22 protein-coding genes are annotated in these 26,522 nt (G+C 64.2%); 18 read left to right on the plus strand and 4 right to left on the minus strand.

Annotated features, from left to right (window positions below):
• Nucleotides 1–59 precede the first annotated feature (59 nt).
• The 6 genes from infB (at nucleotide 60) to ACOOGG_RS14575 (ending at nucleotide 5,589) form a co-directional block, all read left to right on the plus strand.
• Complete coding sequence (gene infB / locus ACOOGG_RS14550) at nucleotides 60–1,910, plus strand: translation initiation factor IF-2 (RefSeq protein ID WP_420437617.1); 1,851 nt, start codon at nucleotides 60–62, stop codon at nucleotides 1,908–1,910.
• Nucleotides 1,911–1,918: 8 nt separating this feature from the next.
• Nucleotides 1,919–2,212, plus strand: coding sequence for a DUF503 domain-containing protein (locus ACOOGG_RS14555; protein ID WP_420436292.1), 294 nt, complete (start codon nucleotides 1,919–1,921; stop codon nucleotides 2,210–2,212).
• Nucleotides 2,213–2,214: 2 nt separating this feature from the next.
• Nucleotides 2,215–2,586 (plus strand): 30S ribosome-binding factor RbfA, encoded by a 372-nt coding sequence (gene rbfA / locus ACOOGG_RS14560; protein ID WP_420436294.1) that lies wholly within the window; start codon nucleotides 2,215–2,217, stop codon nucleotides 2,584–2,586.
• Nucleotides 2,586–3,452: a tRNA pseudouridine(55) synthase TruB gene (gene truB / locus ACOOGG_RS14565; protein WP_420436296.1), complete on the plus strand. Its 867-nt coding sequence runs from the start codon at nucleotides 2,586–2,588 to the stop codon at nucleotides 3,450–3,452. The genes rbfA and truB overlap by 1 nt, the downstream gene beginning before the upstream one ends.
• Before the next feature lie 68 nt (nucleotides 3,453–3,520).
• On the plus strand, nucleotides 3,521–4,474 hold the full coding sequence (locus ACOOGG_RS14570; RefSeq protein WP_420436298.1) for a bifunctional riboflavin kinase/FAD synthetase: 954 nt from the start codon (nucleotides 3,521–3,523) through the stop codon (nucleotides 4,472–4,474).
• A 5-nt stretch (nucleotides 4,475–4,479) separates the two neighbouring features.
• A complete protein-coding gene (locus tag ACOOGG_RS14575; RefSeq protein WP_420436300.1) occupies nucleotides 4,480–5,589 on the plus strand; it encodes an LLM class flavin-dependent oxidoreductase in 1,110 nt (369 codons plus the stop codon).
• A gap of 6 nt (nucleotides 5,590–5,595) precedes the next feature.
• Here ACOOGG_RS14575 and ACOOGG_RS14580 read toward each other — a convergent pair whose 3' ends face one another.
• Nucleotides 5,596–6,456, minus strand: coding sequence for a ribokinase (locus ACOOGG_RS14580; protein WP_420436302.1), 861 nt, complete (start codon nucleotides 6,454–6,456; stop codon nucleotides 5,596–5,598).
• A 138-nt stretch (nucleotides 6,457–6,594) separates the two neighbouring features.
• Here ACOOGG_RS14580 and rpsO point away from each other — a divergent pair, with 138 nt between their 5' ends.
• From rpsO to ACOOGG_RS14600, 4 genes are all read left to right on the plus strand, one after another.
• Entirely contained in the window at nucleotides 6,595–6,864 is a 270-nt protein-coding gene (rpsO, locus tag ACOOGG_RS14585; RefSeq protein ID WP_420436304.1) for a 30S ribosomal protein S15, read from the plus strand.
• Between the two features lie 160 nt (nucleotides 6,865–7,024).
• A complete protein-coding gene (locus ACOOGG_RS14590; protein ID WP_420436306.1) occupies nucleotides 7,025–9,616 on the plus strand; it encodes a polyribonucleotide nucleotidyltransferase in 2,592 nt (863 codons plus the stop codon).
• A gap of 64 nt (nucleotides 9,617–9,680) precedes the next feature.
• Nucleotides 9,681–10,451, plus strand: coding sequence for a 4-hydroxy-tetrahydrodipicolinate reductase (gene dapB, locus ACOOGG_RS14595; RefSeq protein ID WP_420436308.1), 771 nt, complete (start codon nucleotides 9,681–9,683; stop codon nucleotides 10,449–10,451).
• 15 nt (nucleotides 10,452–10,466) lie between these two features.
• Entirely contained in the window at nucleotides 10,467–11,195 is a 729-nt protein-coding gene (locus ACOOGG_RS14600; protein ID WP_420436310.1) for an SURF1 family protein, read from the plus strand.
• A gap of 24 nt (nucleotides 11,196–11,219) precedes the next feature.
• On the opposite strand, the gene ACOOGG_RS14605 is transcribed toward ACOOGG_RS14600, so the two are convergent.
• Entirely contained in the window at nucleotides 11,220–14,732 is a 3,513-nt protein-coding gene (locus ACOOGG_RS14605) for a hypothetical protein (RefSeq protein WP_420436312.1), read from the minus strand.
• A 243-nt stretch (nucleotides 14,733–14,975) separates the two neighbouring features.
• Between ACOOGG_RS14605 and ACOOGG_RS14610 the strand changes: the two genes are divergently transcribed.
• The 8 genes from ACOOGG_RS14610 to ACOOGG_RS14645 all read left to right on the plus strand — a co-directional run bounded on the left by ACOOGG_RS14610 (nucleotide 14,976) and on the right by ACOOGG_RS14645 (nucleotide 24,930).
• Nucleotides 14,976–15,620, plus strand: coding sequence for a transcriptional regulator (locus ACOOGG_RS14610; RefSeq protein ID WP_420436314.1), 645 nt, complete (start codon nucleotides 14,976–14,978; stop codon nucleotides 15,618–15,620).
• A 9-nt stretch (nucleotides 15,621–15,629) separates the two neighbouring features.
• The gene (gene dapA, locus ACOOGG_RS14615; RefSeq protein ID WP_420436316.1) at nucleotides 15,630–16,523 is read left to right on the plus strand and encodes a 4-hydroxy-tetrahydrodipicolinate synthase; all 894 of its coding nucleotides are present in this window, start codon (nucleotides 15,630–15,632) and stop codon (nucleotides 16,521–16,523) included.
• Between the two features lie 53 nt (nucleotides 16,524–16,576).
• Nucleotides 16,577–18,235 (plus strand): ribonuclease J, encoded by a 1,659-nt coding sequence (locus ACOOGG_RS14620; RefSeq protein ID WP_420436318.1) that lies wholly within the window; start codon nucleotides 16,577–16,579, stop codon nucleotides 18,233–18,235.
• A 73-nt stretch (nucleotides 18,236–18,308) separates the two neighbouring features.
• Nucleotides 18,309–20,720 (plus strand): DNA translocase FtsK, encoded by a 2,412-nt coding sequence (locus tag ACOOGG_RS14625; protein ID WP_420436320.1) that lies wholly within the window; start codon nucleotides 18,309–18,311, stop codon nucleotides 20,718–20,720.
• A 33-nt stretch (nucleotides 20,721–20,753) separates the two neighbouring features.
• On the plus strand, nucleotides 20,754–21,812 hold the full coding sequence (locus ACOOGG_RS14630) for a sodium:calcium antiporter (RefSeq protein WP_420436322.1): 1,059 nt from the start codon (nucleotides 20,754–20,756) through the stop codon (nucleotides 21,810–21,812).
• Nucleotides 21,787–23,082, plus strand: a complete 1,296-nt coding sequence (rimO, locus tag ACOOGG_RS14635; RefSeq protein WP_420436324.1) for a 30S ribosomal protein S12 methylthiotransferase RimO — start codon at nucleotides 21,787–21,789, stop codon at nucleotides 23,080–23,082. The genes ACOOGG_RS14630 and rimO overlap by 26 nt, the downstream gene beginning before the upstream one ends.
• Nucleotides 23,079–23,660, plus strand: a complete 582-nt coding sequence (locus ACOOGG_RS14640; RefSeq protein ID WP_420436326.1) for a CDP-alcohol phosphatidyltransferase family protein — start codon at nucleotides 23,079–23,081, stop codon at nucleotides 23,658–23,660. The genes rimO and ACOOGG_RS14640 overlap by 4 nt, the downstream gene beginning before the upstream one ends.
• 31 nt (nucleotides 23,661–23,691) lie before the next feature.
• A complete protein-coding gene (locus ACOOGG_RS14645) occupies nucleotides 23,692–24,930 on the plus strand; it encodes a competence/damage-inducible protein A (protein ID WP_420436328.1) in 1,239 nt (412 codons plus the stop codon).
• 7 nt (nucleotides 24,931–24,937) lie between these two features.
• Here the strand turns inward: ACOOGG_RS14645 and msrB are convergent, their stop codons facing one another.
• Together msrB and ACOOGG_RS14655 are read right to left on the minus strand one after the other, a co-directional pair.
• On the minus strand, nucleotides 24,938–25,333 hold the full coding sequence (gene msrB, locus ACOOGG_RS14650) for a peptide-methionine (R)-S-oxide reductase MsrB (protein WP_420436329.1): 396 nt from the start codon (nucleotides 25,331–25,333) through the stop codon (nucleotides 24,938–24,940).
• Between the two features lie 127 nt (nucleotides 25,334–25,460).
• Entirely contained in the window at nucleotides 25,461–26,237 is a 777-nt protein-coding gene (locus ACOOGG_RS14655) for a glucose 1-dehydrogenase (protein ID WP_420436330.1), read from the minus strand.
• Nucleotides 26,238–26,522: the final 285 nt, after the last annotated feature.

Consider the following 26,522-nt stretch of genomic DNA (forward strand, 5'->3'; position numbering starts at 1 on the left):
GTCGGGGCGGTCCTCAGCGTCCTCAGCAGAGGCGTCGCAAGAGTCGGCGTCGTCGGCGGGTGGCCGAAGACCTTCAGCCCATGAACATCACCGACTACACCCCAACGGATGCGGCCGCGCCCACCGGGGTTGTGGTGATTGAGCGATCCTCAACGCCGCTAGAGGTGGGGCCCAAGATGAACCAGACGGCCGCTGATGTGGTCCGGTTTCTCATGCAGCAGGGCGAGATGGTCACCGCCACCCAATCGCTCACTGACGACATGATCGAGCTGTTCGCGGCAGAGATCGGGGCCGAGATCCGCTTGGTGGATCCTGGTGAAGAGCAGGAGAACGAGCTGCTCAAGCTGCTTGAGGCCAACTTCGAAGAAGATGAACTCGAAGAGGACTACCCGGTCCGCCCACCGGTCATCACCGTGATGGGCCATGTTGACCACGGTAAGACCAAGCTTTTGGATCAGATTCGCAGCGCCAATGTGGCTGAGGGCGAGGCTGGTGGCATCACCCAGCACATCGGCGCCTACCAGGTTGAGAAAGATGGTCGGCTCCTGACCTTTATCGATACGCCAGGCCACGCGGCGTTCACTGCGATGCGAGCTCGGGGTGCCGATGCCACCGACATTGTGATTCTGGTGGTCGCGGCCGATGACGGGGTTATGCCCCAGACCTTGGAGGCCATCAACCACTCCCGGGCTGCCGAAGTGCCCATTGTGGTTGCGGTCAACAAGATCGACCGCAACAATGCCGACCCCAATCGGGCCATGCAGCAGCTTGCCGAGCATGAACTGGTGCCCGAGCAGTGGGGGGGAGACACCATAATGGTGGAGATCTCCGCCCTCCAGAATCTGGGTATCGACGATTTGCTTGAACAGCTGGCGGTGGTGGCCGAATTGGAGGATCTGCGGGCCGACACGGAGGGGCGGGCCCGGGGTGTGGTGCTGGAGTCCAATCTGGACATTGGCCGGGGCCCGGTGGCCACCCTCTTGGTTCAGCACGGCACCCTCAAGCGTGGGGATCCTGTTGTTGCTGGCGCCTCATGGGGGCGGGTTAGGGCATTGCTCGACGACCGGGGCAACCAGATCTTAGAGGCCCAGCCATCGAAACCAGTGCAAGTGCTGGGGCTGTCCGATGTGGCCAACGCCGGTGATGCCTTCGTGGTGGCACCCAATGAGAAAGTGGCAGCCAAGGTTGCCCAGACACGCGAGCATTCCCAGCGGGTTGCCAGCCTGGGCCGCGATGCCGCGGCCACCGCGGGCGGGGCGCGCTTGGAGGACATCTTCAGCCAGATCCAGGCCGGCCAGACCGCCACGTTGAACCTCATCGTGAAGGCAGACGTGAACGGGTCACTCGAGGCCGTGGTGGACAGCCTCCAGCGCTTGGGGCGCGAAGACGTGAAACTGGCCTTTGTCCATCGAGGAGTGGGCGGCGTAACTGCCAACGACATCCAGCTGGCCGCCGCGTCCAATGCCACCATCATCGGCTTCAACGTCCGACCTGATCGCAAGGCCAGAGAGCTGGCCGAGTTGGAGAAGGTGGAGATCCGCACTTACGAGATCATCTACAACCTGATCGAGGATGTGGAGAACGCCATGGTGGGGATGCTCGCACCGGAATTCGAGGAGGTCGTCACTGGCGACGCCGAGGTGCGAGAGATCTTCCGAATTCCCCGGGTCGGTGCGGTGGCCGGCTGCTACGTGCTCAATGGTGCCATCAACCGAGGCTCCAAAGTCCGGTTCTTGCGGGATGGAACGGTCATCTGGCGGGGCACCGTCTCATCACTCAAGCGCTTCAAGGAAGATGTGCGGGAAGTGCAATCCGGTTACGAGTGCGGTATTGGACTGTCCGACTTCCAAGACCTCAAGCAGGGCGACATCATCGAGACGTTCGAGGAGCGGGAAGTCGCTCGAGTCTGATCAGACTGATGCACGTTCTCGCCGTGGTCTATGACTTGCACATCCCGGGTTGTCAGTCGCTAAAGGAGCGCCGCTCGGCGCTGCGGCCAGCACTGTCGGGCGTGGCCCATCGCTTCGGCGTGTCGGTGGCCGAGACCGGTCACAACGATCTATGGCAGAGAGCCGAGATAGGGATCGCTGTGGTGTCGGGACAATCCAGCCAATGTCTGACGTTGGCTGATGAGGTGGATCGGTATGTGTGGTCGATTCCTGAGATCGAGGTTGTGAGTTCTTCAACCCACTGGCTCAACACCGAAGAGTAGCGGTGTCTCGCAATCGGGCATCGCGCCCCTCCCGCTACTCGCGATCAGCACGGCTTGGCGAGCTGCTGCGAGAAATCATGGCCTCAGAGTTGGCCCGTCTGGACGACGACCGCCTGGAGTTGGCCAGCATCACTGGAGTGGAGACCAGCGTCGAGCTGAGCCAGGCTACGGTGTACATAAGCGTGCTGGACGGCGAGGCGGCGTCTTCGGCCCTTGATGCCTTGGAAGAGCATCGTGTCCAGCTCAAACAGGCGGTGGCCCGGACAGCTTCTATCCGCAAGGTCCCAGATCTGTCATTCGCCCTCGATCCTTCAATCTCAGCCGGTGAGCGGGTCGACCAAATCTTGCGCGATCTGGCTGACGAGGCCGAATAGTGAGCCAGGCCGACGGGTTGGCGGTCATCGACAAAGAGGCTGGGTGGACCTCCCACGATGTGGTGGCCAAGGCCCGGGGAGTCTTCGGCACCCGCAAGGTGGGCCACGCCGGGACACTGGACCCGGATGCAACCGGGGTGTTGATCTTGGGGGTGGGCCGTGCCACCCGGCTGCTGCGGTTTCTCACTCCGCTTCGCAAGAAGTACGTGGGCGAGATGGTGCTGGGCACCGAGACCACCACGCTGGATGCGGCCGGAGATGTCACCGGGGTATTCGATATGACGGCGGTCACCCCGGAGCAGGTAGCTGACGCCGCCACCGGGTTCGTCGGGGACATCATGCAGGTTCCGCCTATGGTGTCGGCCGTGAAGGTAGGAGGCCGCCGGTTGCACGAGTTAGCCCGCGAGGGGGTGGAGGTGGAGCGGGAACCCCGCCCGGTGACCGTCCATGAACTGAATGTCGCGCCGTTGGACCCCGATGCCGGGGTCTACCACATTGAGGTGAGCTGCTCGTCGGGAACTTACATCCGCTCACTGGCCGCTGACATCGGCTCATCTCTGGGGGGTGGCGGCCACTTGCGGGCGCTGCGGCGCCTGGCCATCGGCTCGTTTTCGATTGACGAGGCCCGACTGGTCAGCGCCCCCGCGCTGTTGCCGATGGCCGAAGCCCTGCGCGACTACGCCGCGGTGTCGGTCGATGAGTCCCTCGGGCGGAGGGTGGGAAGCGGCCAGGTGATGGCGGCCGAAGATCTGACCGTGGAGAACGACGGCCCGTGGGCTGTGCTTGGATCCCAGGGCCAGCTCTTAGCCGTATACGAGCCCCATACGCCGGGCCTGGTCAAACCCGCGGTGGTCATCCCCTGGTAGGTCATCGGCGGCATCGGGTCGACCGGGGATTGTCCAGTTTGAGGCTGTGGCCGCTACCGTGCAGCGCGGTGCAGGTCATTGAAGATTTTGGCCGTCTGGAAGGCAGTGAAGAGACCGCAGCCAGCATCGGGGTGTACGACGGTGTCCACGTCGGGCACCAGGCCGTGATCCATCAACTCCTTTCAGAGGCGAAACGGCTGGGAGTGGCGCCCGCGGTGGTCACGTTCGACCGCCATCCGGCGCTGGTCTTGAGGCCCGAGAACGCGCCCAAGCTGCTCAACTCGCTCGATCAGAAGTTGGAACTGCTCGAGGCGGCTGGCATCGAGTACGTGTACCTGATCGAGTTCTCCCCTGATCGGGCTCACACGATGCCTGAGGACTTCGTGCGCGATGTTTTCGTGGACACAATGCGAGTGCGGAGCGTGGTGGTGGGAGAGGACTTCCACTTCGGACGGGCTCGGCTGGGCAACATCGACACTCTGCGGGAATTCGGCCAGGAGATGGGCTTCGAGGTGCACGCCGTCGATCTTCTTCACCATGACAAGAAGTGGCCCGAACCGGTTTCCTCCACTGCGGTGCGCCGGGCGCTGGCGGGCGGAGATGTTCGCACTGCCGCGGCCATGCTGGGGCGCTACCACGAGATCAGGGGCAAGGTGGTATTGGGCGATCGGCGGGGGATGACCATCGGGTTTCCCACCGCCAACATCCCGGTCTCCATGGTCATGGCCTGGCCGGCCGACGCAGTGTACGCCGGCTGGTACACCCGTCCCGACGGTTCCCAGCACATGGCGGCCATAAACATCGGCCGACGCCCCACTTTCTATGAGCACGCCCAGCAGTCGCTGTTGGAGGCGCATCTCCTCGATTTCGAGGGCGACCTGTACGGCGAGGAGGCCAGAGTGGAGTTTGTGGAGCTGCTGAGAAGCGAGCACCGCTTCGACGGCATCGACTCCCTGGTGAAGCAGCTCCGGGTGGATGTCGCCCTTACTCGGGAGATCTTGAGAGCGGAACCATCCCGCTAATCGGAATGGAACTCGCTCTATTCTCCGAAATCCCGGTTCCCCGGCCGTGGCAGCACAACAGCGAGCAGCTTCGCTATCAAGAGTTGATCCAGCAGGCTGTGCTGGCTGATCAGCTCGGCTTCCACAGCTTCTGGACCGTTGAGCACCACTTCTTGGAGGAGATGTCGCACAGCTCCAATCCCGAAGTGCTCTACGGAGCGGTAGCAGCGCTCACTGAGCAGATTCGACTGGGCTATGGGGTGCGCCTAACTCCTCGCCCCTACAACCATCCAGTGCGCAGCGCCGAGTCGGCGGCAACGCTAGATCTGCTCAGCGGTGGTCGAGTGGAGTTCGGTACTGGCCGCTCAACCACGCGGGCCGAGCTGGAGGGGTTTGGAATCGATCCTCGCGAGACACGGGCGATGTGGGCCGAGGCGGTGGAGCACATCGCCGGCTGTTGGATGAACGACGAGCATGAGTTCCAGGGCCAGTACTGGTCGATGCCTCGCCGCCGGGTGCTGCCCAAACCGGTGCAAAAGCCCCATCCGCCCCTGTGGGCCGCTACTGGCAGCCGGGAAACCCACCAGTTGGTGGGCGAGATGGGAATGGGCTTGCTTTCGTTCAGCGCCGGGGTGTCGCTTGAGGAGCTGGGCCTGCGGGTCGGCATGTACCGCGAGGCGGTGGCGGCCTGCCAGAACCCGGTGGGTGGTTTTGTGAACGACCGGGTAGCCACCTTCGCCATGTTCCATTGTGCGCCCACCACCGAGGAGGCCTACGAGAACGCTCGGGAGTCGTTCTGGTGGTACCCCACGGTGGCTTTCAAGCTAGTGGGCAGTGTGGCCGAAATGCTCCAGGAAGAGGGTGCAGAACTCGGCGACTGGAACTATCTGCGGTATCTGCCCGGCATGACCGCCGAGGCCGACTGGGACAGTACTTTCAACATCGAGGACCTTGTCGATCAGGGCGTGGCCATCGCCGGTGACCCCGACCAGTGCATCGAGCTCTGCCAGGGCTTCGCGGACCTTGGCGTCGACCTGCTCCTATGCATGATGAACCCCTATGCCATCCCCCATGACAAGGTCCTGGAGAGCATTCGCCTCACCGCCACCCACGTCATACCCGCCCTCACCCGTTGACCCCCTCTAATGGCGGCCGTCGAGCAGCGATTGGACGGCAGGCCTAGTGGGCATCGAGGGCTGGGCGCCGGGAGTTGCTACCGCTAGGGCGCCGGCGGCGTTAGCGAAGCGGACGGCGTCGATGAGGGGGCGCTTTTCAGCCAGGGCCACGCCTAGGGCGCCGCAGAAGGCATCTCCTGCACCGGTGGGGTCTACTACCTGTGCGGGGTAGGAGGGAACTAAGACATCGTCGAGTTGGGCTCCTCTGCCGCCCAATGTGACGACGGTGTCGCACTGACCGGTTTCAGGTCCGATGGCATCAATCTGGGCTTGCTCCGCCCGGTTCACCACCAAGACGTCGGTAAGCGCCACGACGGCCTCTATGAGGAATGGGTCTACCGGAGCAGGGTTGAACAGCACCGTGGTTCCCCCCGAGCGGGCGGCTTGAGCTGCCCTCCTTGCGCCGGCCGCCCCAACCTCACCTTGCAACAGGAGAACATCTGCGGTCGCGATGACCTCCTTGGCGGCGTCGGCGTCGGCGACCCCGGTGCTGGCATTGGCCCCGGCAACAATGACGATGGAGACGTCGGCGGGGGTGATGAGCGGTACCGCGGTGCCGGTGGGCTCCTCCACGACGCGGACAAGGCTGGTGTCCACTCCATTGTCATTGAGCACATCAAGCAGCCAGCGGCCCCGATCGTCATTGCCCACACAGCCCACCATGTGCGTGTCAGCCCCCAGTCGAGCCGCGGCGGTTGCCTGGTTGGCGCCCTTGCCCCCGGAGAACGCTTCCATCCTCTGGGCTCGCAGCGTTTCGTCGGGGCCTGGCAGCCGGTCGAGCCAGATGGACAGGTCATAGTTGAGGCTTCCGAAGGACACAACCTTCATGCGACCAGTATCGCCCATGTGTGCTCAGGTAGGTGTTTCTGTCAACGGGGTGGTAGTTTGAATGGGTCCCCCGGGCACAAGCACGGCAAGGTGCCGTGAGATCGCCCGTTTTCTGACCGACGGACACACTGAGTAGGGATGGCCGAGAAACTAGCGCCCAAAACCGCGACTATCGAAAAGCACCGCGTGCATGACACCGATACTGGCTCGCCCGAGGTACAGATTGCTCTGCTCACAGAGCGGATCAATCACCTCACCGAGCACTTGAAAGTGCATGTCAAGGACCACCACAGCAGGCGAGGCTTGCTGATGATGGTGGGCCGGCGGCGGCGGCTGCTCGACTACGTCAAGGACAACGATGTGGAGCGCTACCGCGGCATCATTGCCGAACTTGGACTTCGCCGCTGAGAAGCGAGCATCGCCCTGGCGATATATGGAAAATACACAAGCGGGCCATAAGAGAGGCCAGCTGCCAGTTGAAGGGGCCTAGTAGGGCTGGGCCTCTCCAACTGGGAACTGGCTCCATTCCGGCCCGCTCGGACCTTGCTTGGTCCGGAGAGGAGCAAAAATGGCGGAAGCCATCACCGTTTCAGCCGCGGTAAGCGGCGCGGAAGACAAAACCCTGTCCTTTGAGACAGGTCGTCTGGCCGGTCTGGCCGACGGGGCCGTAGTGGCCCGCATGGGCGACACCACCATCTTGGTGACCGCAACCGCGGCCCGTCGGGTGCGCGAGGGAGCAGATTTCTTCCCCCTCACCGTCGACATCGAAGAGCGGATGTATGCCGCGGGCAAGATCCCCGGCTCATTCTTCCGGCGAGAAGGTCGGGCCCCCGAATCGGCCATCTTGACCTGTCGGCTGATCGACCGGCCGCTGCGGCCCTCGTTTCCCGACGGGTTCCGCAATGAGATCCACGTCGTCGGAACTGTCTTGGGCGCCGACCAGGAGAACCCCTATGACGTGATCGCCATCAACGGGGCATCGGCCGCACTGAGCATCTCGGGCATACCGTTCGCCGGCCCGATCGGCGCGGTGCGAGTGGCGCACAGTGCTGAGGGGGAGTGGATTCCCCACCCCACCTATGCCGAGGGCGCCGAGTCCACCTTTGAGATGGTAGTGGCCGGACGGGTGCTAGACGATGGCGACGTGGCCATCATGATGGTGGAGGCCAACGGCACTGAGGCTGGCTGGGAGCTCTACAGCAACGGAACCCCCAAAGTGGACGAAGCCGCCCTTGCCGAGGGATTGGAGCGGTCTAAAGAGTGGATCAAAGAGGCGGTGGGCCTCCAGCGTCGGCTGATCGCCACCGCCGGGGTCAAGCCGCCCATGGAGTACGAGCTCCAGGTGGATTACACCCCCGAGGTCGAGGCCGCGGTAGCCGAGGTGGGCGCCGACAAGCTGGCTGCGGCCATGGCCATCGCCGACAAGGCTGAGCGCCAGGAAGCCGAGACCAAAGCCAAAGAGGAGATCGCCGAGGCGCTGGCCGAGCGATTTGTCGAAGCCGAGGGAGCTGACAAGCAGATCTCAGCTGCTGTTCGCTCGCTCACCAAGAGCATCGTTCGCACCCGGATCGTGCAAGACGGCGTCCGCATCGACGGTCGGGGCGCTGGAGATCTCCGGCCACTCGGATCTGAGGTTGGGGTTGTGGAGACTGCTCACGGCTCCGGGCTGTTCGAGCGGGGAGAGACCCAGGTGCTTAACATCACCACGCTGGGCACGGCCCGGATGGACCAGATGATCGACGGGATCGACCCCATCGACAAGAAGCGCTACATCCACCACTACAACTTCCCGCCGTACTCCACCGGCGAGACCGGCTTCATGCGGGGCCCGAAGCGCCGGGAGATCGGACATGGAGCGTTGGCCGAGAAGGCCTTGGTCCCGGTGGTCCCCTCCATGGACGAATTCCCGTACACGCTGCGCCTGGTATCGGAGGTGCTCTCCTCCAATGGCTCCACCTCGATGGGTTCAGTGTGTTCTTCGACCCTGTCGCTCATGGATGCTGGCGTGCCCATCAAAGCGCCGGTGGCCGGCATTGCCATGGGGCTGGTGTTCCACGAGGGTCGCTACACCACGCTCACCGACATCTTGGGCGCCGAAGATGCATTCGGCGACATGGACTTCAAGGTAGCGGGCACGGCCGACTTCGTAACCGCGCTCCAGCTCGACACCAAGATCGACGGGCTGCCCGCCGACGTGCTCGCGGGTGCGCTCAATCAGGCCCGCGATGCCCGGCTCAAGATCTTGGAGGTGATGGCAGGGGCCATCGACGCTCCCCGGGACGATGTCCGGCCCACCGCACCCAAGATCATCAAATTCGAGATCCCGCTGGACAAGATCGGCGAGGTCATCGGGCCCAAGGGCAAGGTCATCAACTCCATTCAGGCCGAGACCGGGGCCGAGGTCAACGTGGATGACGCCCAAGACGCTGGCATCGTCACAATCTCCTCGCCCGACCGCGACTGCGTGGACGAAGCCGAGCGCCAAATCCGGCTGATCCTGGACCCGCCCACCGCCGATGTGGGCGAGGTGTATAGCGGGAAAGTGGTGAACATCACATCATTTGGGGCGTTTGTGAACATCCTTCCGGGCCGCGACGGTTTGGTGCATATCTCCAAGCTCGGACGAGGCCGTCGGATCGATCGGGTAGAGGATGTCGTTGCCTTGGGCGATGATCTCGATGTTGTCGTGGAGGACATCGACCCCAACGGCAAGATCAGCCTCAAGCTTACCGGCGACGACAGCGATCGCGACAGCGGTGCGGAGCGCCGTTCTGAGGATCGGGGCAGTCGAGGACGGGATGACCGCCGGGACCGCGACAATCGCCGTTCTGAGGATCGGGGCAGTCGAGGACGGGATGACCGCCGGGACCGCGACAATCGCCGTTCTGAGGATCGGGGCAGTCGAGGACGGGATGACCGCCGGGACCGTGACGACCGTCGAGACCGTCGGGATGACCGCCGGGACCGCGACAATCGCCGTTCTGAGGATCGGGGTGGTCGGGACCGCAGTGACTGGGAAGCGCCTGCGCAGGCGGCTTCCTTTGAGGCTGATTTTGAAGCCCAGCTGCGCGACGAGTTCGGCGATCTCGGACCGGGCGGCGGCTCTCAACGTCGAAGTGGAGGGGGCCGCGGCCGCGACCGGGATCGTACGCCGCGGTAATTCAGCCCTCTGCCGGAACTTTTCGAAGCCTTATCGCCGCGGCCGGGCCTATAACGTCTCGTTCATGCTACAGGTAGGGGTGTTCGGGGCGGGGGGCAGGATGGGTGCCACCGTTTGCCAGGCGGTGGCTGCCGACCCTGATCTGAAGCTCGTGGCCGCCGTCGACCCCAATCGGGTGGGTGCTGCCGCAGGAGGTGCCGTCGCGGTTGCCGACCGCCAGGCCATGGCCGATGCCCGGGCTGACGTGGTAGTGGATTTCACCATTGCGGAGGCAGCCCGCGACAACGTGATCTGGCTGGCCGAGAATCGAATCCACGCCGTTGTGGGAACGACGGGGTTCACCGATGAAGACCTTGTGCAGTTCGATGCCGCGTTCACCAGTGCTGAGCGGGCCTGCATAATTGCCCCCAATTTCGCCATTAGCGCGGTGCTGATGATGAGGTTCGCAGAACTGGCCGCTCCCTACTTTGACACCGCTGAGGTGATCGAACTTCACCACGACGCCAAAATCGACGCTCCCTCGGGGACGGCCCGGCTCACCGTGGAAAGGATGGCAGCGGCGTCAGACACCTGGGCCCCCGATCCCACTGAGCACGAGATGCTGGCTGGTGTGCGGGGGGCAATAGGTCCCGCCGGCATCCGAGTGCATGCAGTAAGGATGAGAGGGTTGGTGGCTCACCACGAGGTGATCCTCGGCGCTGAGGGGCAGACACTCACCATCCGTCAGGACTCCACCAACCGGTCCTCGTTCATGCCAGGAGTGTTGGCCGCAGTGAAGGCCGCCTCAGGTCGCACCGGGCTCATCGTCGGCCTCGATGCCCTGCTGGACATCTAGTTCCCGAGTCCAGTCGTGTCGCTCCGGCGCCTGCTGCTCAACATAGCGGTACTGCTGGCGGTGGCCGCCATGGTGACCGCGGGCTTCTGGCAGCTCCACCGGCTGTCGGAGCGCCGGGATCGCAATAGCGTCGTTGTCAGTCGCGGTGGGATGCCTATTGCCGAGATCCAGGAACTGGCAGGCGCTGACGACTCCTACGATCGGGGAGGCGAGATTGAGTTTCGCCCGGTCCGGGCCACCGGCGTCTACCTGAAGGCGGATCAGGTGCTGATTCGCAACCGCACCCACCAGGGCTCGGCCGGGTACTGGGTGCTCACCCCCTTGCGGTTTGATTCTGGCGACGCAGTGGCGGTCAACCGGGGTTGGATTCCCCATGGGGTAGGAACGGGAACTTCCCCGGCGGATTTCGCACCTCCTAGCGGGGAGGTGGAGGTGATCGGAATGCTGCGGGCCACGGTTACTGCCGCAGGGCTACAACAGGCCGATCCTCCTGGCGGCGTGCTGGCCGAAATGGCCCGCCCCGATCTGGCCCGATTAGCCCAGCAACTCGACGCCGACTTGCTTCCGGTCTACGTGCAGCTCCAAACCCAGAGTCCCCCGGCCGGCGACCTGCCCATTCCCGTCCTGCCTCCCGACCTTGGCGAGGGATCGCATTTGGCCTATGCCGTGCAGTGGTTTGTGTTTGCCACCATCGCCACCATCGGCTACCCCCTGATTCTGCGTCGCAACAAGTTACGGCGCTGACGGCGGAGAGAATCGTGGGGGTACTCAGCCTTCAGGGGTGTTGACCAATTTGCTCGGGCATTGGTCGACTTCCGGCCAGCCAAGCTGCCGACGATCCATGCAACCTATTCCACTTGTCTCGATAGTTTGTTCATTCTCGCAGGAAGGCATTCGAATGTTGTCCATAATTGAGCAGTCTCGGGGATGTCCGAAACCAAATAGAGAATGGCCTAGCTCGTGGGCGATTATGGAGAAATATTGGACATATCCCGTAGTACGACAACTGTTATCTATTGTTTGTTCACGCACACGGTCGGTTGAATCTTCGAATGTGCAGTCAGACAAGGTCGAAAAATATCTTTCCACAGTAGCTGAGACCGCCCAATCGCCAAGTATCGATGCGAAACCGGATGCTCCGTTGCCTGGGGATATGTCCGCCAATATCAGATTATGTTTGTGGTTTGAATCTTGAACTTCAGGCCAGCATAGGTTCTTGTTTTCCCTATACCAGTCTCCTATGGACAAATGTTCCCAATCGACATTTGGTGAGACAATATCGCCTAACACAAAATTTAGCATCACCATGCCTGATGACTGTTCAGCATAAAACGTAGCCACAACTCTATTTAATCTGTCTATTTCGTAGAGTAGATCTGCCTCTGTGTAGTTGGCATTTTGTGAAGCGCAATAATGTACATGCACATCTATATTTCCGGTAATAGGCCTCACGTACCTTCCCCAGCATTCCACAGTCTGATTGGTTCTCAACCCGCATGAATGCCAGGTTCCGGCAGAAACGGCCGTGAATTGGCCGTCCGGGGCGTCGGCCTGATTGTCGTCGTTGTCGCCCCAGCATTCCATTGCACCGTTTTCTCGGATGCCGCACGAATGCAACTCGCCGGCAGAAACGGCCAAGAAAGGTCCGCTCGGCGCGCTCAGCCGGTCGCCGCGCCGATCGCCCCAGCATTCGACGGCTCGGTTTTCTCGGATGCCGCATGAATGGGCCCAGCCCGCCGATACCGCGGTGAACTGGCCGTCGGGTGTGTCGAGCTGCCCAGCCCAGTCGTTACCCCAGCATTCGACGGCGCGGTTTTCTCGGATGCCGCATGAATGGGCCCAGCCGGCCGAAACCGCGGTGAACTTCCCGCCGGGCGGATCTGCCTGCCCATCGTCGTCTCTGCCCCAGCATTCGACGGTGCCGTTGCTGCGGAGTCCGCAAGAATGCCAGGTGCCGGCGGCCACTGCGGTGAACGGACCCTCAGGGGCTGTCGACTGCCCGTCGCTGTCGTTGCCCCAGCACGCGGCCGTGCCATCACCTCGGAGAGCGCAGGAGTGGTATCCGCCGGAAGATATGGCCAGGATAGGGCCGTCTGGAGCTTGGAGCTGTCCGTACAAATCAGATCCCCAGCACAAAGCGGTCTGATCGACCCGCAGATGGCAGGTATGGGTTTGTCCGGCAGAAATGGGGATGTGCGGGGTATTGGGTACGAGTTCGGGAGGGGGCGTGAACTCGCCCCAGCATTGGGTGGTGTTGTCGTCGCGGAGTCCGCAGGTGTGGGCGCTGCCGGCGGCGATGGCGGTGAATCGGCCGTCGGGGGTGTCGGTTTGGTTGTCGTCGTCGTTGCCCCAGCATTGGGCGGCGCCGTTTAGGCGGAGTCCGCAGGTGTGCCAACTACCAGCGGCGATGGCGGTGAATCGGCCGTCGGGCGCGGTTGCTTGCCCGTAGTAGTCAGAACCCCAGCATTGGGTGGTGTTGTCGTCGCGGAGTCCGCAGGTGTGGGCGCTGCCGGCGGCGATGGCGGTGAATCGGCCGTCGGGGGTGTCGGTTTGGTTGTCGTCGTCGTTGCCCCAGCATTGGGCGGCGCCGTTTAGGCGGAGTCCGCAGGTGTGCCAACTACCAGCGGCGATGGCGGTGAATCGGCCGTCGGGCGCGGTTGCTTGCCCGTAGTAGTCAGAACCCCAGCATTGGGTGGTGTTGTCGTCGCGGAGTCCGCAGGTGTGGGCGCTGCCGGCGGCGATGGCGGTGAATCGGCCGTCGGGGGTGTCGGTTTGGTTGTCGTCGTTGTCGCCCCAGCATTGGGCGGCGCCGTTTAGGCGGAGTCCGCAGGTGTGCCAACTACCAGCGGCGATGGCGGTGAACTGGCCGCTGGGCGCGCTCGCCTGGCCAAAGCTGTTGCTGCCCCAACATGTGATGGTGCCGATGTCTTGGATTCGGCACGAGTGTTCGGCGCCAACGGCGATTGGGCTGTACTGGCTCTCAGAATTCACCGGCGCGTCCAGCTGGCGGTAGAAATTATTGCCCCAGCATTGGGCGGCGCCGTTTAGGCGGAGTCCGCAGCTGTGGTAGCCGCCGGCGGCGATGGCGGTGAATTGGCCGCTAGGCGCGTAAGTCTGCCCGTCGTTGTTGTAGCCCCAGCATGCGATGGTGCCGTCGGTTCGCAGGCCACAGGTGTGGGCCCAGCCCGCGGTGATGGAGGTGAATCGGCCGTCGGGGGAAGTGAGTTGTCTGGCCCAATTGAGGCCCCAGCATTTGGCGGTGCCGTCGATTCGCAAGCCGCAGGTGTGGGCCCAACCGGCGGTTATGGCGGTATATCGGCCAGCGGGCGCGGTGGCTTGCCCGTAGAAGTCAGAACCCCAGCATGTGATGGTGCCGTCGGCTTGCAGGCCGCAGGTGTGGGCGCTGCCGGCGGTGATGGAGGTGAATCGGCCGTCGGGTACGGAGGCTTGGCCGTTGTCGTTCAGGCCCCAGCATTGGGCGGTGCCGTTTTCCCGGATGGCACAGGAGTGCCAGGCGCCGGCGGTGACGGCCGTGAAACGGCCCCGGGGGGCATCGGCCTGGCCGCTGGGGGCATTCGTCCGGCTTGTGTTATTGCCCCAGCATGTGATGGTGCCGTCGGCTTGCAGGCCGCAGGTGTGGGCGCTGCCGGCGGCGACGGCGGTGATTCGGCCACTGGGGGCGTTTAGTTGACCGGCCCAGTTGTTGCCCCAGCAGTCGACGGTGCCGTTTTCCCGGATGGAGCACGAGTGCCAGGTCCCGACAGACAAGGGGTTCTGCTGGACTTGAAGCTCGGTCTCGGGCAGGGAATCGGCAATGCTGGCTCGCAGCACGGTTGTTGCCTGGTTGTCGAGAACGAGGTAGCAGGCCCCGGTGTCGTTGGGCAGCCATCTGATATAGGCCAATATGCCGGATCCATCGGCAGTCTTGGCCACCGGGACAGGGGTCGCACCGAAATAGTGGACTGCCGAGCACCGCTGGGATATGGGATCGATGGTTCCAGTCGGGAGTGTGAAGGCAATGGCTTCGGCTCTAAGCGTTGTGACTGAGTTTTGATCGAGGGTCAGATAGCAGCCGATAGACGAGTCGTAACCCCACTCGACATGGGCCAGCACGGTGGCTCCGTCGGCGGTTTTGGCCACCGGAACTGGAGTCGCCCCGAACTGGTGGACGGCTGAGCATCTATCGGCCGCTGGGTTGGCGACCGCTGGGCTGGACAACATGGCGGCCAGCCCAGACGACGCCATCAGCACTGCGAGGACTGCGGCCAGCAACTTCTGCATCACGCCCAGCGCAGAGCCAGTCAATTGTCGGCCCAACTTGGCCCCCCCGCCATCATCTTCACAGCTGGATCAGTCCCCGATTCCTGTCGGGACGCCCGTGGGACGCCCGCCATCATCTTCACAACGCTACCGACCCGTCAGCCGGCTCGAAAATGCACTATTGGGCTGTCCACCTCGGGGCCGAACGGCTTGCGGGTGGAATATGGGGGCAGCGGTGGATGAGGGCTGGAGTAGGGTGGGCTAGTGAGCCGTTTGCCGGGGGCAGATGATCTGGTAATGCGGGTGCTCCATGCTCTGCGGACCAAGGGCATGGCCGACGAGGAGGCAGTTGCCCAGGCGGCGGGGGTGCCGACTGAGCAGGTTGGTGCAGTGCTGGAGGCGCAGGCCCAACAGGGGTGGGTGCGCTATCGGGACGGCAGCCGGGCCAAAGGATGGATGCTGCTGGGCGCTGGCCGGGTCGAGGGCGAGAGGCTGGTTGCCGCTGAGGTGGATGCATCCGGGGTGCGATCCCGGATCCATGAGTTGTACCGGTCGTTTTTGGTGTTGGATCCAGAGTTGAAGGCAGTCTGCACCGACTTCCAGGTGCGGGGTAACCAGACGCTGAACGACCACACCGACCCGGACTACGACAACGAGGTCATCGGCCGCCTGGCCGAGATCAATCAGCGCGTCCAGCCCGTTGTTGCTCAGTTGTCTGAGGCCCTCGACCGCTTCGGCCACTACGGAGGGCGGCTGGACAACGCCCTTAATCGGGTGTTGAGCGGAGAAATCGACTGGTTTACGAAGCCATCTTTGGATTCCTACCATGAGGTGTGGTTCGAGTTGCACGAGGATCTCCTGGCGACTCTGGGAATCGACCGTGCAGCCGAGATGGCCGCCGAAGCGTAAGGAGGGTCCATGGCTCGATTCGGCAGAGTGTTGACCGCCATGGTCACTCCATTTCGCGACGATGGCTCGCTCGACTTGGACGCTGCCGCTCAGTTGGCCCGGTGGTTGGCGGACAACGGAAGCGAAGGCCTCGTTGTGGCGGGAACTACCGGCGAGGCGCCGACGCTTACCCACGACGAGCAGATCGATCTCATCGGGGCCGTCGCCTCGGCAGTGGAAATCCCGGTGGTGGCCGGGACGGGCAGCAACGACACTGTCGCAGCAGTCGAGCTAACCGAGCGGGCCTCTGAGGCTGGGGCCGACGGCATTTTGCTGGTGGCTCCCTACTACAACCGACCCTCTCAAGCTGGTCTGGCCCGCCACTTCCAGACGGTGGCCTCGGCCACCAGCCTTCCGGTGGTCATATACGACATTCCCATTCGCACCGGTCGCAAGGTGGACACCGCGACGCTGTTGGAGCTCGCCCATGGGGTGGACAACATCGTGGGGCTCAAAGACGCGGCGGGCGATCTGGCAGAGACGGCCAAGCTCATCGCCCAGGCCCCGGATGGGTTCGAGGTGTACAGCGGCGACGACAGCCTCAACCTGGCGTTGTTGGCGGTGGGCGCCGTGGGATTCATCAGCGTGGCGGCCCACTGGAGCGGTGCCGAGCACGCCGAAATGGTCTCGGCCTTTGAGGGCGGCGATATCGCGAAGGCCCGCCGGATCAACGCCAGCCTCATCCCGTCGTATGACTATGAGACTGGGCTGGCCGCGCCCAATCCCATTCCGGCCAAGGCCATGATGCGACTCATCGGGCTGCCGGTGGGCCGGTGCCGCCCGCCGCTGGACGTCGAGCCCGACGGCCTGGCCGCGGCCGCGGCCAGCGTGTTGGCCGGCACCCGACTGGGGGCCCATGCTTGAGCCGGTCCGAAACGCCTGCGGGTTTCGGGCAAGAACGCAAGGGATCTGAGTCCATGGCTGAGGCAGTGCAGATCACCTTTCTGGGTGGGTTGGGCGACATCGGGAGAAACTGCGCAGCCATCGAATGCGGTGGTGAGGTGCTTCTGTTGGACTGCGGAGTGCTGTTTCCCGACGAGGACATGCCCGGTGCAGAATTCGTGCTTCCCGACTTGGAGTACCTGCGCGACCGTGCTGATCGGATCGTGGGTTGCATCTGCACCCACGGCCACGAAGACCATATCGGAGCGCTGCCCTGGGCACTGGAATGGCTGTCATTTCCGGTGTATGGGTCGCCATTCACTCTCGGATTGATCCGCAATCGCCTTGAGGAGCGGGGGTTGAGCGACCGCACGACCCTGATCCCCATTGGGGACCACGACCGGGTCCGCATAGGGGCCTTCAACTGTGAGTTCATCCCAGTCACCCACTCGGTTCCCTCCGGGTTGATCTCGGCCATCGGCACTCCCCAAGGGCTGATACTCCACTCCAGCGACTTCAAGCTGGACTTGAACCCGGTTGACGGGCGGCGCACCGACCTGGCCCGGATCGGGGCGATCGCCCGCGACGAGGGTGTTCGCCTGCTGCTCTGCGATTCCACCAACTCCGAGATTCCGGGTAGTTCGCGGTCGGAGACCGAGGTCGGGGAGGTGCTGAGGGGGGTGTTCTCCGCCCATCCCGACCGGAGGTTGGTGGTGGCCGCGTTCTCCAGCCACATCCACCGGGTCCAGCAGGTTGCCGATGCCGCGGTCGGGTCCGGGCGAAAGGTGGCCACTCTGGGACTCTCCATGAAACGCAACTTCGCCCTGGCTCGCGAGCTGGGGTTGCTTCGACTGCCCGACCATGCGGTGATCGATGTGGCCGACGTTGAGAACTATCCCCCCGGGCAAGTGTGCGTTGTGTCCACCGGCTCCCAAGGGGAGACGCGCTCCGCGCTGGCCCTAGCCGCCACCGGCGACAGCCGCTGGATCGACATCGGCGCTGATGACACGGTGGTGCTGAGCTCCAGCCCCATACCCGGGAACGAGGCCCGTGTGTCCCGCATGATCAACAACCTTGTGCGGCGAGAGGCCATCGTGGTCCACAGCGGCCAGCTGGAGGTCCACACCTCCGGCCACGGAAAACAAGACGAGCTGCGCACCCTGCACACGGTGGCCGATCCCGAGTATTTCGTGCCGGTTCACGGAGAGACCCGCCATCTAGCAGCCCATGGTGATTTAGCGAAGAAGATGGGCATGCCATCTGATCGGGTGGTTCTGGCCCGCGACGGCGAGCAGGTGGAGCTGAGCGACCGCGGTGTGGCCAACCGGGGCCAAGTCACCTCAGGGGACTACTACTACGTGAACGGTCGCTTGGTGGAGAGCGATCGGGGGCTCTTCAGCGAGCGGGCCATCCTGGGTGGTCAAGGAGTGGTCAATGTGGTGGTGGTGCTGAGCCGCGACAAGGGTCGCTTGCTGGCTCGCCCCCACTTTGAGAGCAAGGGCTGGGTAGGCGCCGACAGTGCCCAGGATTTGGAGCTGGCCGGTGCCGACGAAGTGGCGGACGCGGTAGAGGAGCACTTGGCCTCAGGAGAAACCGAAGGGTTGGCGCGCGTGGTGCGTCGGGCTGCGGGCCAATTCGTCAATCACAACACCGGTCGGCGTCCGATGATCGTTCCCGTGATAATCGAGATCTGACCGTCGCCCTTGGGCTGTCTCTCGGCGCAAACCATTGGTTGCTGGTGTTGTCAATGGTACGTTTGTTGTTGTTGTGGCCACCAAGACCGCTCGTAAACCCCCTTCCAAGCCCAGCGCAAAGCCAAAGTCCAAAGCCGATGCTCCGTCCGACAGCCGACTGAAGCAGGCAGCGGCCGCGGTTTGGGCCCGGCACCGCGCTGACATCATCGCCGTCGCGTTCATCTTCGGCGGTCTGCTGGCGGCCTGCGGCCTATGGGCTGATTTAGCGGGGCCGTTCGGCTCGGCGCTCCGGAAAGCACTAGGGGCGCTGATCGGAACGGCCAGGGCCGGGGTGCCGATCGCACTGGTGGCCATCGGAATCGTGTTGCTACGGGGCCCGCGGCCAGATGAGGAGGCCGCACCGGGGGGGTTCGACAAGAATCCCTATACCGACCAAGCTCGGGCCGACTTGGTGCAGACTGTCCGCCTCGGCGTTGGCTCCACCCTGACGCTCCTCTCGCTGACCGGACTGCTCCACATAACCCTCGGGCGGCCGGGTATCCGAGACCTGGACGGCCTGATTGGCGCCGGAGGTGCCTTGGGGTTGGCCTTCGGAGGAGCCCTGGACGGGGTCGCCGGCGTTTGGGGGGCCAGCCTGATACTAGGCGCGTTCGGCCTCTTGGGATCGGTGGTGCTTACCCGGATATCGCTGCGGGCCTGGGCCCGTCGGGTGGACGGCGCCAAGATCAAAGCCGGCCTGGTGCGGGCCATGCATTCGCTCATCGGCACCTCTTCGCCATCAGTGCCCGATGAGGAGCTGCTCGACGGCCGCCGGGTGCCTGATCCAAAGGCTCCTCCAACCGGATCCGAGGTGGTGGTCATTCCCGCCCCTCGATCGGAACCAGATCAAGTACCTGAGCCAGCTCCGCCTCCCGAACCAGAGCCCGCCCCGACAGGTTCAGACTGGGAGGCTCCGGCCATCGTGGGCGACAAGGCACCGAAGTCCTCCAAGTCGTCGAAGTGGAAGCTTCCCCCGCTCAAACTGCTGAGCGGGTCCGATCCCCAGCAGGTCAACCAAGAGGAGGCGTCCCGACGGGGTGCCGCATTGGAGAAGGCCTTGGCCGCCCACGATGTGGACACCACCCTTGTCGGCATGGTGATCGGGCCCACCGTGACCCGATATGAGCTGGAGCTGGCCCCGGGGGTCAAAGTCAGCCGGATAACCAGCTTGAGCAAAGACATCGCCTACGCCATGGCCTCCCCCGACGTCCGCATCTTGGCCCCGATCCCCGGGCGCCAGGCCATCGGCGTGGAGGTGCCCAACCGCGACCGCCAAGTGGTGTCGCTGGGCGGGATATTGGCGTCGGCCGAAGCCCGCAAGGCCACCCATCCCCTGGAGGTGGCCATCGGACGGGACATCAACGCCAAGCCGGTGATGATGGACCTGTCGCGGATGCCCCACATCCTCATCGCCGGGGCCACCGGGGCCGGCAAGTCCTCGTGCATCAACTCGATGATCACCTCGGTGCTCATGCGCACTACTCCCGACCAAGTCCGCATGATCCTGGTCGATCCCAAGATGGTGGAGATGGCCCAGTACGAGCATGTGCCCCACCTGCTCACCCAGCCGGTAACCGACCCCAAAAAGGCGGCCAACGCCTTGGCCTGGGCGTGCCGGGAGATGGACCGCCGCTACGAGGTTCTGGCGTCAGTGGGCGTACGCGACATCGACGGCTACAACGACGCCTTCGACCGGGGAATGTTCGAGAACGACAGCAAATTGGGGATCGGGGAATCCGAGTCCAAAGAGCGGATGCCGCTCATTTTGGTTGTGGTGGACGAGCTGTCCGATCTGATGATGGTGGCCCCTCGTGACGTCGAGGACTCCATCTGTCGCATCGCCCAGAAAGCCCGGGCAGTGGGGATTCACCTGGTGATTGCCACCCAGCGGCCGTCCATAAACGTGATCACCGGGGTCATCAAAGCCAACATCCCGGCTCGGCTGGCATTCGCCGTGTCCAGCCAGACCGACAGCCGGGTGATCCTCGATCAGCAGGGGGCCGAGCGCCTGGTAGGCCAGGGCGACATGCTCTTGCTGAGCCCCACGTCAACTTCCGCCCAGCGCATTCAGGGCGCTTGGGTGACCGAAGCGGAGGTCCGCAGCGTGGTGGCCGCTTGGCGTCGCCAGTCTGCGGCCATGGGCCACAGCAGTGGTGGTCCGCCGGTGGCCACAGATGGGGGCGACGGCGGCGACGATCCGCTGACCGCTGCCCCTTCCAACGCTTCCACCGGCGGGGGCGACGATGACGACGAACTGTTGGCCCAGGCCATGAGGCTGGTGGTGGAGAGCCAGCTGGGCTCCACGTCGATGCTCCAGCGCAAGCTCAGGGTGGGCTTCGCCCGAGCCGGCCGGCTGATGGATTTGATGGAGCAGCGGGGCGTGGTGGGGCCATCGGAGGGATCCAAGGCCCGAGAGGTGCTCATGGCCCCCGACGAGCTTCCCTGATGAACGCCCAATAGCTCTCGATAGTCTCGGATTGTGGCTTTAGCAGCGGTGCTCCTGGCCGGGGGCCTTCTCGTACTCGCCGTGGGTGCCGACCAGTTGGTTGTCGGCGCATCCCGGCTGGCCTTCGCCCGGGGTATCTCGCCCATCGTGATCGGAGCTCTGGTCATCGGCTTCGGCACCAGCGCTCCCGAGATGCTGGTGTCGGGGCTGGCCGCTGCCGATGGCGATGTCGACTTGGGCGTGGGCAACATCGTCGGCTCCAACGTGGCCAATTTGAGCCTGGTGTTGGGCGTTTCTGCTCTGGTGGCGGTGGTTGCCGTCGGGGGCCGGCATATCAAGGTGGCCAACAGCACTCTGTGGCGGGAGGGCGTGGTTTCGGTGGGTGCCGCGCTGTTGTTCTGGCTGCTGGTTCAGGACGGCTTGGAACGGTGGGAGGGTTTCGTCCTGTTGGCCGCGTTTGTGGTGGCCATGAGCATCATCTTGTGGCGACCGGCCTATGACGCCAACGCGGCCGATGTCGTCCACATCGACAAGCCGATCAGACAACGAGCCGAGCTGGTTCGTACCGTATTGGGGCTGGGGGCCACAGTGGTCGGCGCCCAACTCGCGGTGACCGGTGCGGTGGACATCGCCCACGAGGTTGGCCTTGGCTCGGGATTCGTCGGTCTGTCGCTGGTGGCGTTCGGCACCTCGCTGCCCGAGCTGATCACCGGGGTGCAGGCGGCCCGCCGGGGGGAGGCCGATCTTTTGGTAGGCAACATCTTGGGCTCCAACACCTTCAACAGCCTGCTGGTGAGCGCGGTGGTGGCGCTGGTCGGCCCGGGGCCTCTGGTCGACGGGAACCTCTCGGGTCTGGCGGTGTGGATCATGGTGGGCATCTCGGTGAGCGCGTGGTTGCTCATGTTCGGAGGCGACGGTTTGGAGCGATGGTGGGAGGGGGCATTCTTGCTGGCTGTCTACCTGGTGTCGATGCCGTTCTTGATCTCCGACGATCCCGATGAAGCTGAACATGGCGCAAGGGGCAAGCCTGCGGTCGAGGCGGTGATGCCAGCGGTTTCCGACGCTGATGGTCTTGGGCATTTCTCCGCATAATCTGAGTGGAGTGCGCCGATTTTGGGTTGAGACGCTGGGATGTCCTAAGAATCAGGTGGATTCCGACAAGATCACCGGTCTGCTAGTTGAAGACGGGATGGCCGCGGCCGAGGCCCCCGAAGATGCCGATCTCGTGGTGGTGAACACTTGTGCCTTCATCGAGGACGCCCGCCAAGAATCGGTGGACACGGTGCTGGAAATGCGCTCGGCGGCGACCGATGCCGAGCTGGTTGTCACCGGGTGCATGGCCGAGCGATACGGCGCGGAGCTGGCCGAGGCGCTGCCCGAGGCTGACCGGGTGGCCGGGTTCGGCGTGCCGGTCAGCATAGGGGCCAAGCCCTCGGTCTCGCCGGCGTCGGTTGACCTGCCGGAATTCGACCTGCTGAACCTGCCCCGGCCGCCGGCTGAAGCGCCGTGGGCCTATGTGAAGATCGCCGAGGGCTGCGACCGCCGCTGCGGTTACTGTGCCATTCCCGGTTTCCGTGGGCAGCAGCGATCCCGTTCGCCTGAGGCCATCATGACCGAAGTGGAGGGCCTCGGGGTGCGGGAGGCGGTGCTGGTGGCCCAAGATCTGGCCTCCTACGGGCGCGACCAAGGCCAGGGGGAGCGGGGGATCATTCCCCTGGTGGAGTCGCTTCGCCAGCGGGTCGAATGGGTGCGACTGCTGTACCTTTATCCGTCCGACCTAACCGACTTGCTGATCGACGCCATCTGCGCCACCGGCGTGCCCTACTTCGACCTGTCGTTGCAGCATGTGTCGCGGCCGCTTCTGGCCCGGATGCGCCGCTGGGGCGACGGCCACCGCTTTGCCGCCCGCATCGCCGATATCCGCCAGAGCCAGCCTGAAGCGGTCTTCAGGTCGAACTTCATCGTGGGCTATCCCGGAGAGACCGAGGCCGACCACGACGCCCTGCTCGAATTTGTGGCCGAGGTGGGCCTGGACTGGTGCGGGTTCTTCACCTACTCCGCGGAGGCGGGTACCTACGCCACAACCCTCGACGGAGAGGTGGCCGCCGAGCTGGCTGCTGAGCGCCGCCGGGAGCTGGCCGAAGTCCAAGACGAGATAACTGCGGCCAAGCGTGACCAACTCATCGGCCACGAGGTCGAAGTTCTGGTGGACGCTCCTGGCATTGCCCGCAGCTTTCGAGAAGCCCCTGAGATCGACGGGGTGATCGCCGTGCCCGACCACCTGACAGTCGGCCAGTTCCACACCGTGAAGGTGACAGATGCTCTAGGTCCCGACCTGCTGGCCGAAGCGGTGCCGTCATGAGCCATGTGGAGACGTATTCCTGGGCCGATCTGCGGTTGACGGCCAACCTAATCACGCTGGGGCGCATTGCGGCGTCGCCCGTGCTGTTTGTGCTCATCCTGGCCGCGTCTGACAACCGGGGAGCGTCGTGGTCGGTCCTGACGGTGGGGCTGGTGTTGGGGGCCAGCGACTACTACGACGGCTGGGTAGCCCGATCTTCCGGCAGCGTCAGCCGCTGGGGTGCCTTTCTGGATCCGCTGGCCGACAAGGTGATGATCCTGGGGGCGTCCTGGTGCTTTGTGGCGGTGGACCGGCTGTTCTGGGTTCCGGTGCTGATCATTTCGGTGCGAGAGCTGCTGGTGAGCGCGGCCCGGACCCGATGGGCTCGAGAGGGCCTGTCGCTTCCCGCCCGCCTCTCGGCCAAGTACAAGACGCTTTTGCAGGGTGCGGCTCTCATTGTGGCCGCGCTGCCACCATTGGAGGAGCACGACTGGGCGTCGTCGTTGGCCATCTGGCTGGCAGTGGCCCTCACCCTCTACACCGGCTGGCGCTACTTGGCTGACGGCCGAGCCGGGGCGATTGCCGCCGCAGACCAGTAGCCGGTCGGCGGCGGGGGTATAGCCTCCGGGCGTGAATTGTGAGGTCATCGCGGTAGGAACCGAGCTGCTGCTCGGCCAGATTGTCGACACCAACTCGTCGTGGATTGGCGAGCAGCTGGCCCTGGCCGGCATCGACTCGCACCACCAGGTCAAGGTGGGCGACAACTTCGGGCGGATGCAGGCCGTGCTGGAACAGTCCTTGGAGCGCAGCGACTCGGTCATCATGTGCGGCGGGCTGGGCCCCACCCAAGACGACATCACCCGCGACGTGATCGCCGCTGCCTTGGGGGTCGAGCTAGTAAGGCGCGACGACATCGTGGAGCGCATCTCTACCGTATTCGGGGGCCGGGGGCGGTCCATGCCCGAGAACAACCTTCGCCAAGCCGACATCCCCGACGGCGCCGACGTGTTGCCGGTGATGCCGGGCACCGCTGCCGGCTTCAAGATCGAGAGCGGCGACAAGGCGGTATACGCCGTGCCCGGCGTGCCCTGGGAGATGCAGCAGATGGTGGGGGAGTGCGTGCTGCCCGACCTCAAGGCCCGGGCCGGGATCACCGCAGTGATCAAAAGCCTCACGCTGCGCACCTGGGGCGACTCCGAGTCGGGTTTGGCCGAGAAGCTCCACGAAGAGATCGAGAGGCTGGATGAAGTCGGCGGGTGCACCATCGCCTTTCTGGCCTCGGGCATGGAGGGCCTCAAAGTCCGGTTGACGGCCAAGGCCCCCAGCGAGGCCGCCGCCGACGAGATTCTGGCCAACGAGGAGCAGATCGTTCGGGGCATCATCGGCGACATCGTGTTCGGCGTAGACGACGAGACCATGGAATCCGCCGTGCTCGACGCCCTGCGGAGTCGGGGCTGGACCCTGGCGCTGGCCGAGTCGCTCACCGGCGGGCTCATCGGCTCTCGGCTCACCGCCGTGCCCGGAGCAAGCGACGTGTTCCGAGGCGGGCTGGTGTCCTACGCCAGCGACGTGAAGTTCGACCTGCTAGACGTGCCCCAGGGTCCGGTGGTGAGCGAAGAAGCGGTAACCGCCATGGCCCACGGTGCCGCCAAGCTATTGGGCGCCGACTGCGCCATCGCCGTCACCGGAGTAGCCGGCCCTGATCCCCTAGATGGCGAGGACCCCGGCACCGTGTGGATGGCCACCCTGGTCAACGGCCAAGTCGAGGCCACCCGGGTCAAGTTCCCCTTCGACCGCGAGCGCACTCGCCAATTCACCACCGTCTCGGTCCTCAACAACCTCCGCATGAGGGTTTTGGCGGGCAAGTAGCGCCTTGTCAGGTGTCGCGGTCGAGCCTAAGCGATGCTGAGTTCATGCAGTAGCGCTCGCCGGTGGGGTGGGGGCCGTCGGGGAAGATGTGGCCCAGGTGGGCCCCGCACGAACCGCACACCGCTTCGGTGCGGACCATGCCATGGCTCTGGTCGGTGTGGCGGTCCACCTTGCCCTCGCCGGCCTCCTCATAGAACGAGGGCCAGCCAGTGCCCGAGTCGTACTTGGTCTCCGACGAGAACAGCGGTTCGTCGCACACCCGGCATCGGTACGTGCCCTCGTCTTTGCAGTCCCAGTACTCGCCGGTGAAGGCTCGCTCGGTGCCGGCCTGCTGGGTGATGTGGTACTGCTCGGCGGTCAGCCGCTGGCGCAGTTCCTCGTCGGTGAATGCTTGCTCTGCCATGGGGTTTACCGTATCTGGCGCGAAGGCCCCTTGGTTTCTCGCGGCTGGACTTGCCCGCAAGGAAGGCTAGAGGCAATGCCGCAATCACCCGGAGGATGCAAACGAGTCGGCGCGCCTTCTGGACGATTCACACCTCGGGGTTTACCACTCCTGCCAGCATTCCTCCATCGGCGATGAACTCGGCGCCGGTGCTGTAGGAGGATTCGTCAGAGGCCAGATAAGCGGCCAGGTGGGCTATCTCGACGGGTTGGCCCACACGGCCCAGGGGGAGCATTGCGAAGGTTGCTTCTCGCTCTTCGTCGGAAATGGCGTCTCCCAGGGTGTCGGGAGCGGTCATGGCAGTGTCCACGCCGCCGGGGTGGATGGAGTTGACCCGGATGCCGTGTTGGCCCAGCTCCAGGGCGGCGTTTTTGGTCATGCCCCGCACGGCGAACTTGGAGGCGGTGTAGGCCACCGTGCCGCCGTAGCCGGCTATACCGTTGGTGGAGCTGATGTTCACGATCGACCCGCCGCCGGCCTCGATCATGGCTGGCGCGGTGTACTTCATGCCCAGGAACACCCCCACCTGGTTGATGTTGATCACCCGCATGTAGTCCTCAAGCGGGGTGTCCACCATGGAAACCCCGAACAGGAGCACCCCGGCATTGTTGACCAGCACGGTAGGCGGGCCGAAGCGGCTGGTGGTCTCGGCCACCGCCTCCTGCCACGCCACGGGATCGGTCACGTCTAAGGGCAGGTAGTGGGCATTGGGGCCCACATCGGCGGCCACTGCCTCGCCCAAGTCGTGGAGGACGTCGCCGAATACCACTTTGGCCCCCTCGGCGGCGAACAGCCGCACTTCGGCCTCGCCCTGGCCCCGGGCGCCGCCGGAAACAATGGCTACTTTGCCGTCGAGCCTTCCCATATCAGTTCTCCTCTCCAGAGATGTCGCAGTCGAGCCTAAGCGATATGGCGGTACACCTGGTCCTTGGCAAGCTCCTGTGCCGGGCCCCGGCAGGCTGCGGCCCTCACGGCCGAGTCAGCTAGCCTCTGAGTTTTCCTTGACCGGAGGAGACGCGCATGTTCCCGACCAGATCCTGCTCGCTATCTTGGCGTCGGTGTGCTTAGTGCTGTCAGGTCTCGCCGCGTCCGTACTAGTCCCCGGCTGCTGCCCTCCCAACAAGTAGTTTTAAGGAAGTATTCATGGTTA

Origin of the sequence: Candidatus Poriferisocius sp. (assembly GCF_965214065.1) — a bacterium.
Taxonomy (GTDB): Bacteria; Actinomycetota; Acidimicrobiia; order Acidimicrobiales; family Bin134; genus Poriferisocius.

Coding starts and splice junctions, on each gene's coding strand:
- ACOOGG_RS14620 (WP_420436318.1), top strand. CDS start 16,577: ATGGCTGAGGCAGTGCAGATCACCTTTCTGGGTGGGTTGGGCGACATC.
- ACOOGG_RS14640 (WP_420436326.1), top strand. CDS start 23,079: ATGAGCCATGTGGAGACGTATTCCTGGGCCGATCTGCGGTTGACGGCC.
- ACOOGG_RS14555 (WP_420436292.1), top strand. CDS start 1,919: ATGCACGTTCTCGCCGTGGTCTATGACTTGCACATCCCGGGTTGTCAG.
- ACOOGG_RS14580 (WP_420436302.1), bottom strand. CDS start 6,456: ATGAAGGTTGTGTCCTTCGGAAGCCTCAACTATGACCTGTCCATCTGG.
- ACOOGG_RS14590 (WP_420436306.1), top strand. CDS start 7,025: ATGGCGGAAGCCATCACCGTTTCAGCCGCGGTAAGCGGCGCGGAAGAC.
- ACOOGG_RS14605 (WP_420436312.1), bottom strand. CDS start 14,732: ATGCAGAAGTTGCTGGCCGCAGTCCTCGCAGTGCTGATGGCGTCGTCT.
- dapB (WP_420436308.1), top strand. CDS start 9,681: ATGCTACAGGTAGGGGTGTTCGGGGCGGGGGGCAGGATGGGTGCCACC.
- rimO (WP_420436324.1), top strand. CDS start 21,787: ATGGTCTTGGGCATTTCTCCGCATAATCTGAGTGGAGTGCGCCGATTT.
- ACOOGG_RS14655 (WP_420436330.1), bottom strand. CDS start 26,237: ATGGGAAGGCTCGACGGCAAAGTAGCCATTGTTTCCGGCGGCGCCCGG.
- msrB (WP_420436329.1), bottom strand. CDS start 25,333: ATGGCAGAGCAAGCATTCACCGACGAGGAACTGCGCCAGCGGCTGACC.
- rpsO (WP_420436304.1), top strand. CDS start 6,595: ATGGCCGAGAAACTAGCGCCCAAAACCGCGACTATCGAAAAGCACCGC.
- dapA (WP_420436316.1), top strand. CDS start 15,630: ATGGCTCGATTCGGCAGAGTGTTGACCGCCATGGTCACTCCATTTCGC.
- ACOOGG_RS14575 (WP_420436300.1), top strand. CDS start 4,480: ATGGAACTCGCTCTATTCTCCGAAATCCCGGTTCCCCGGCCGTGGCAG.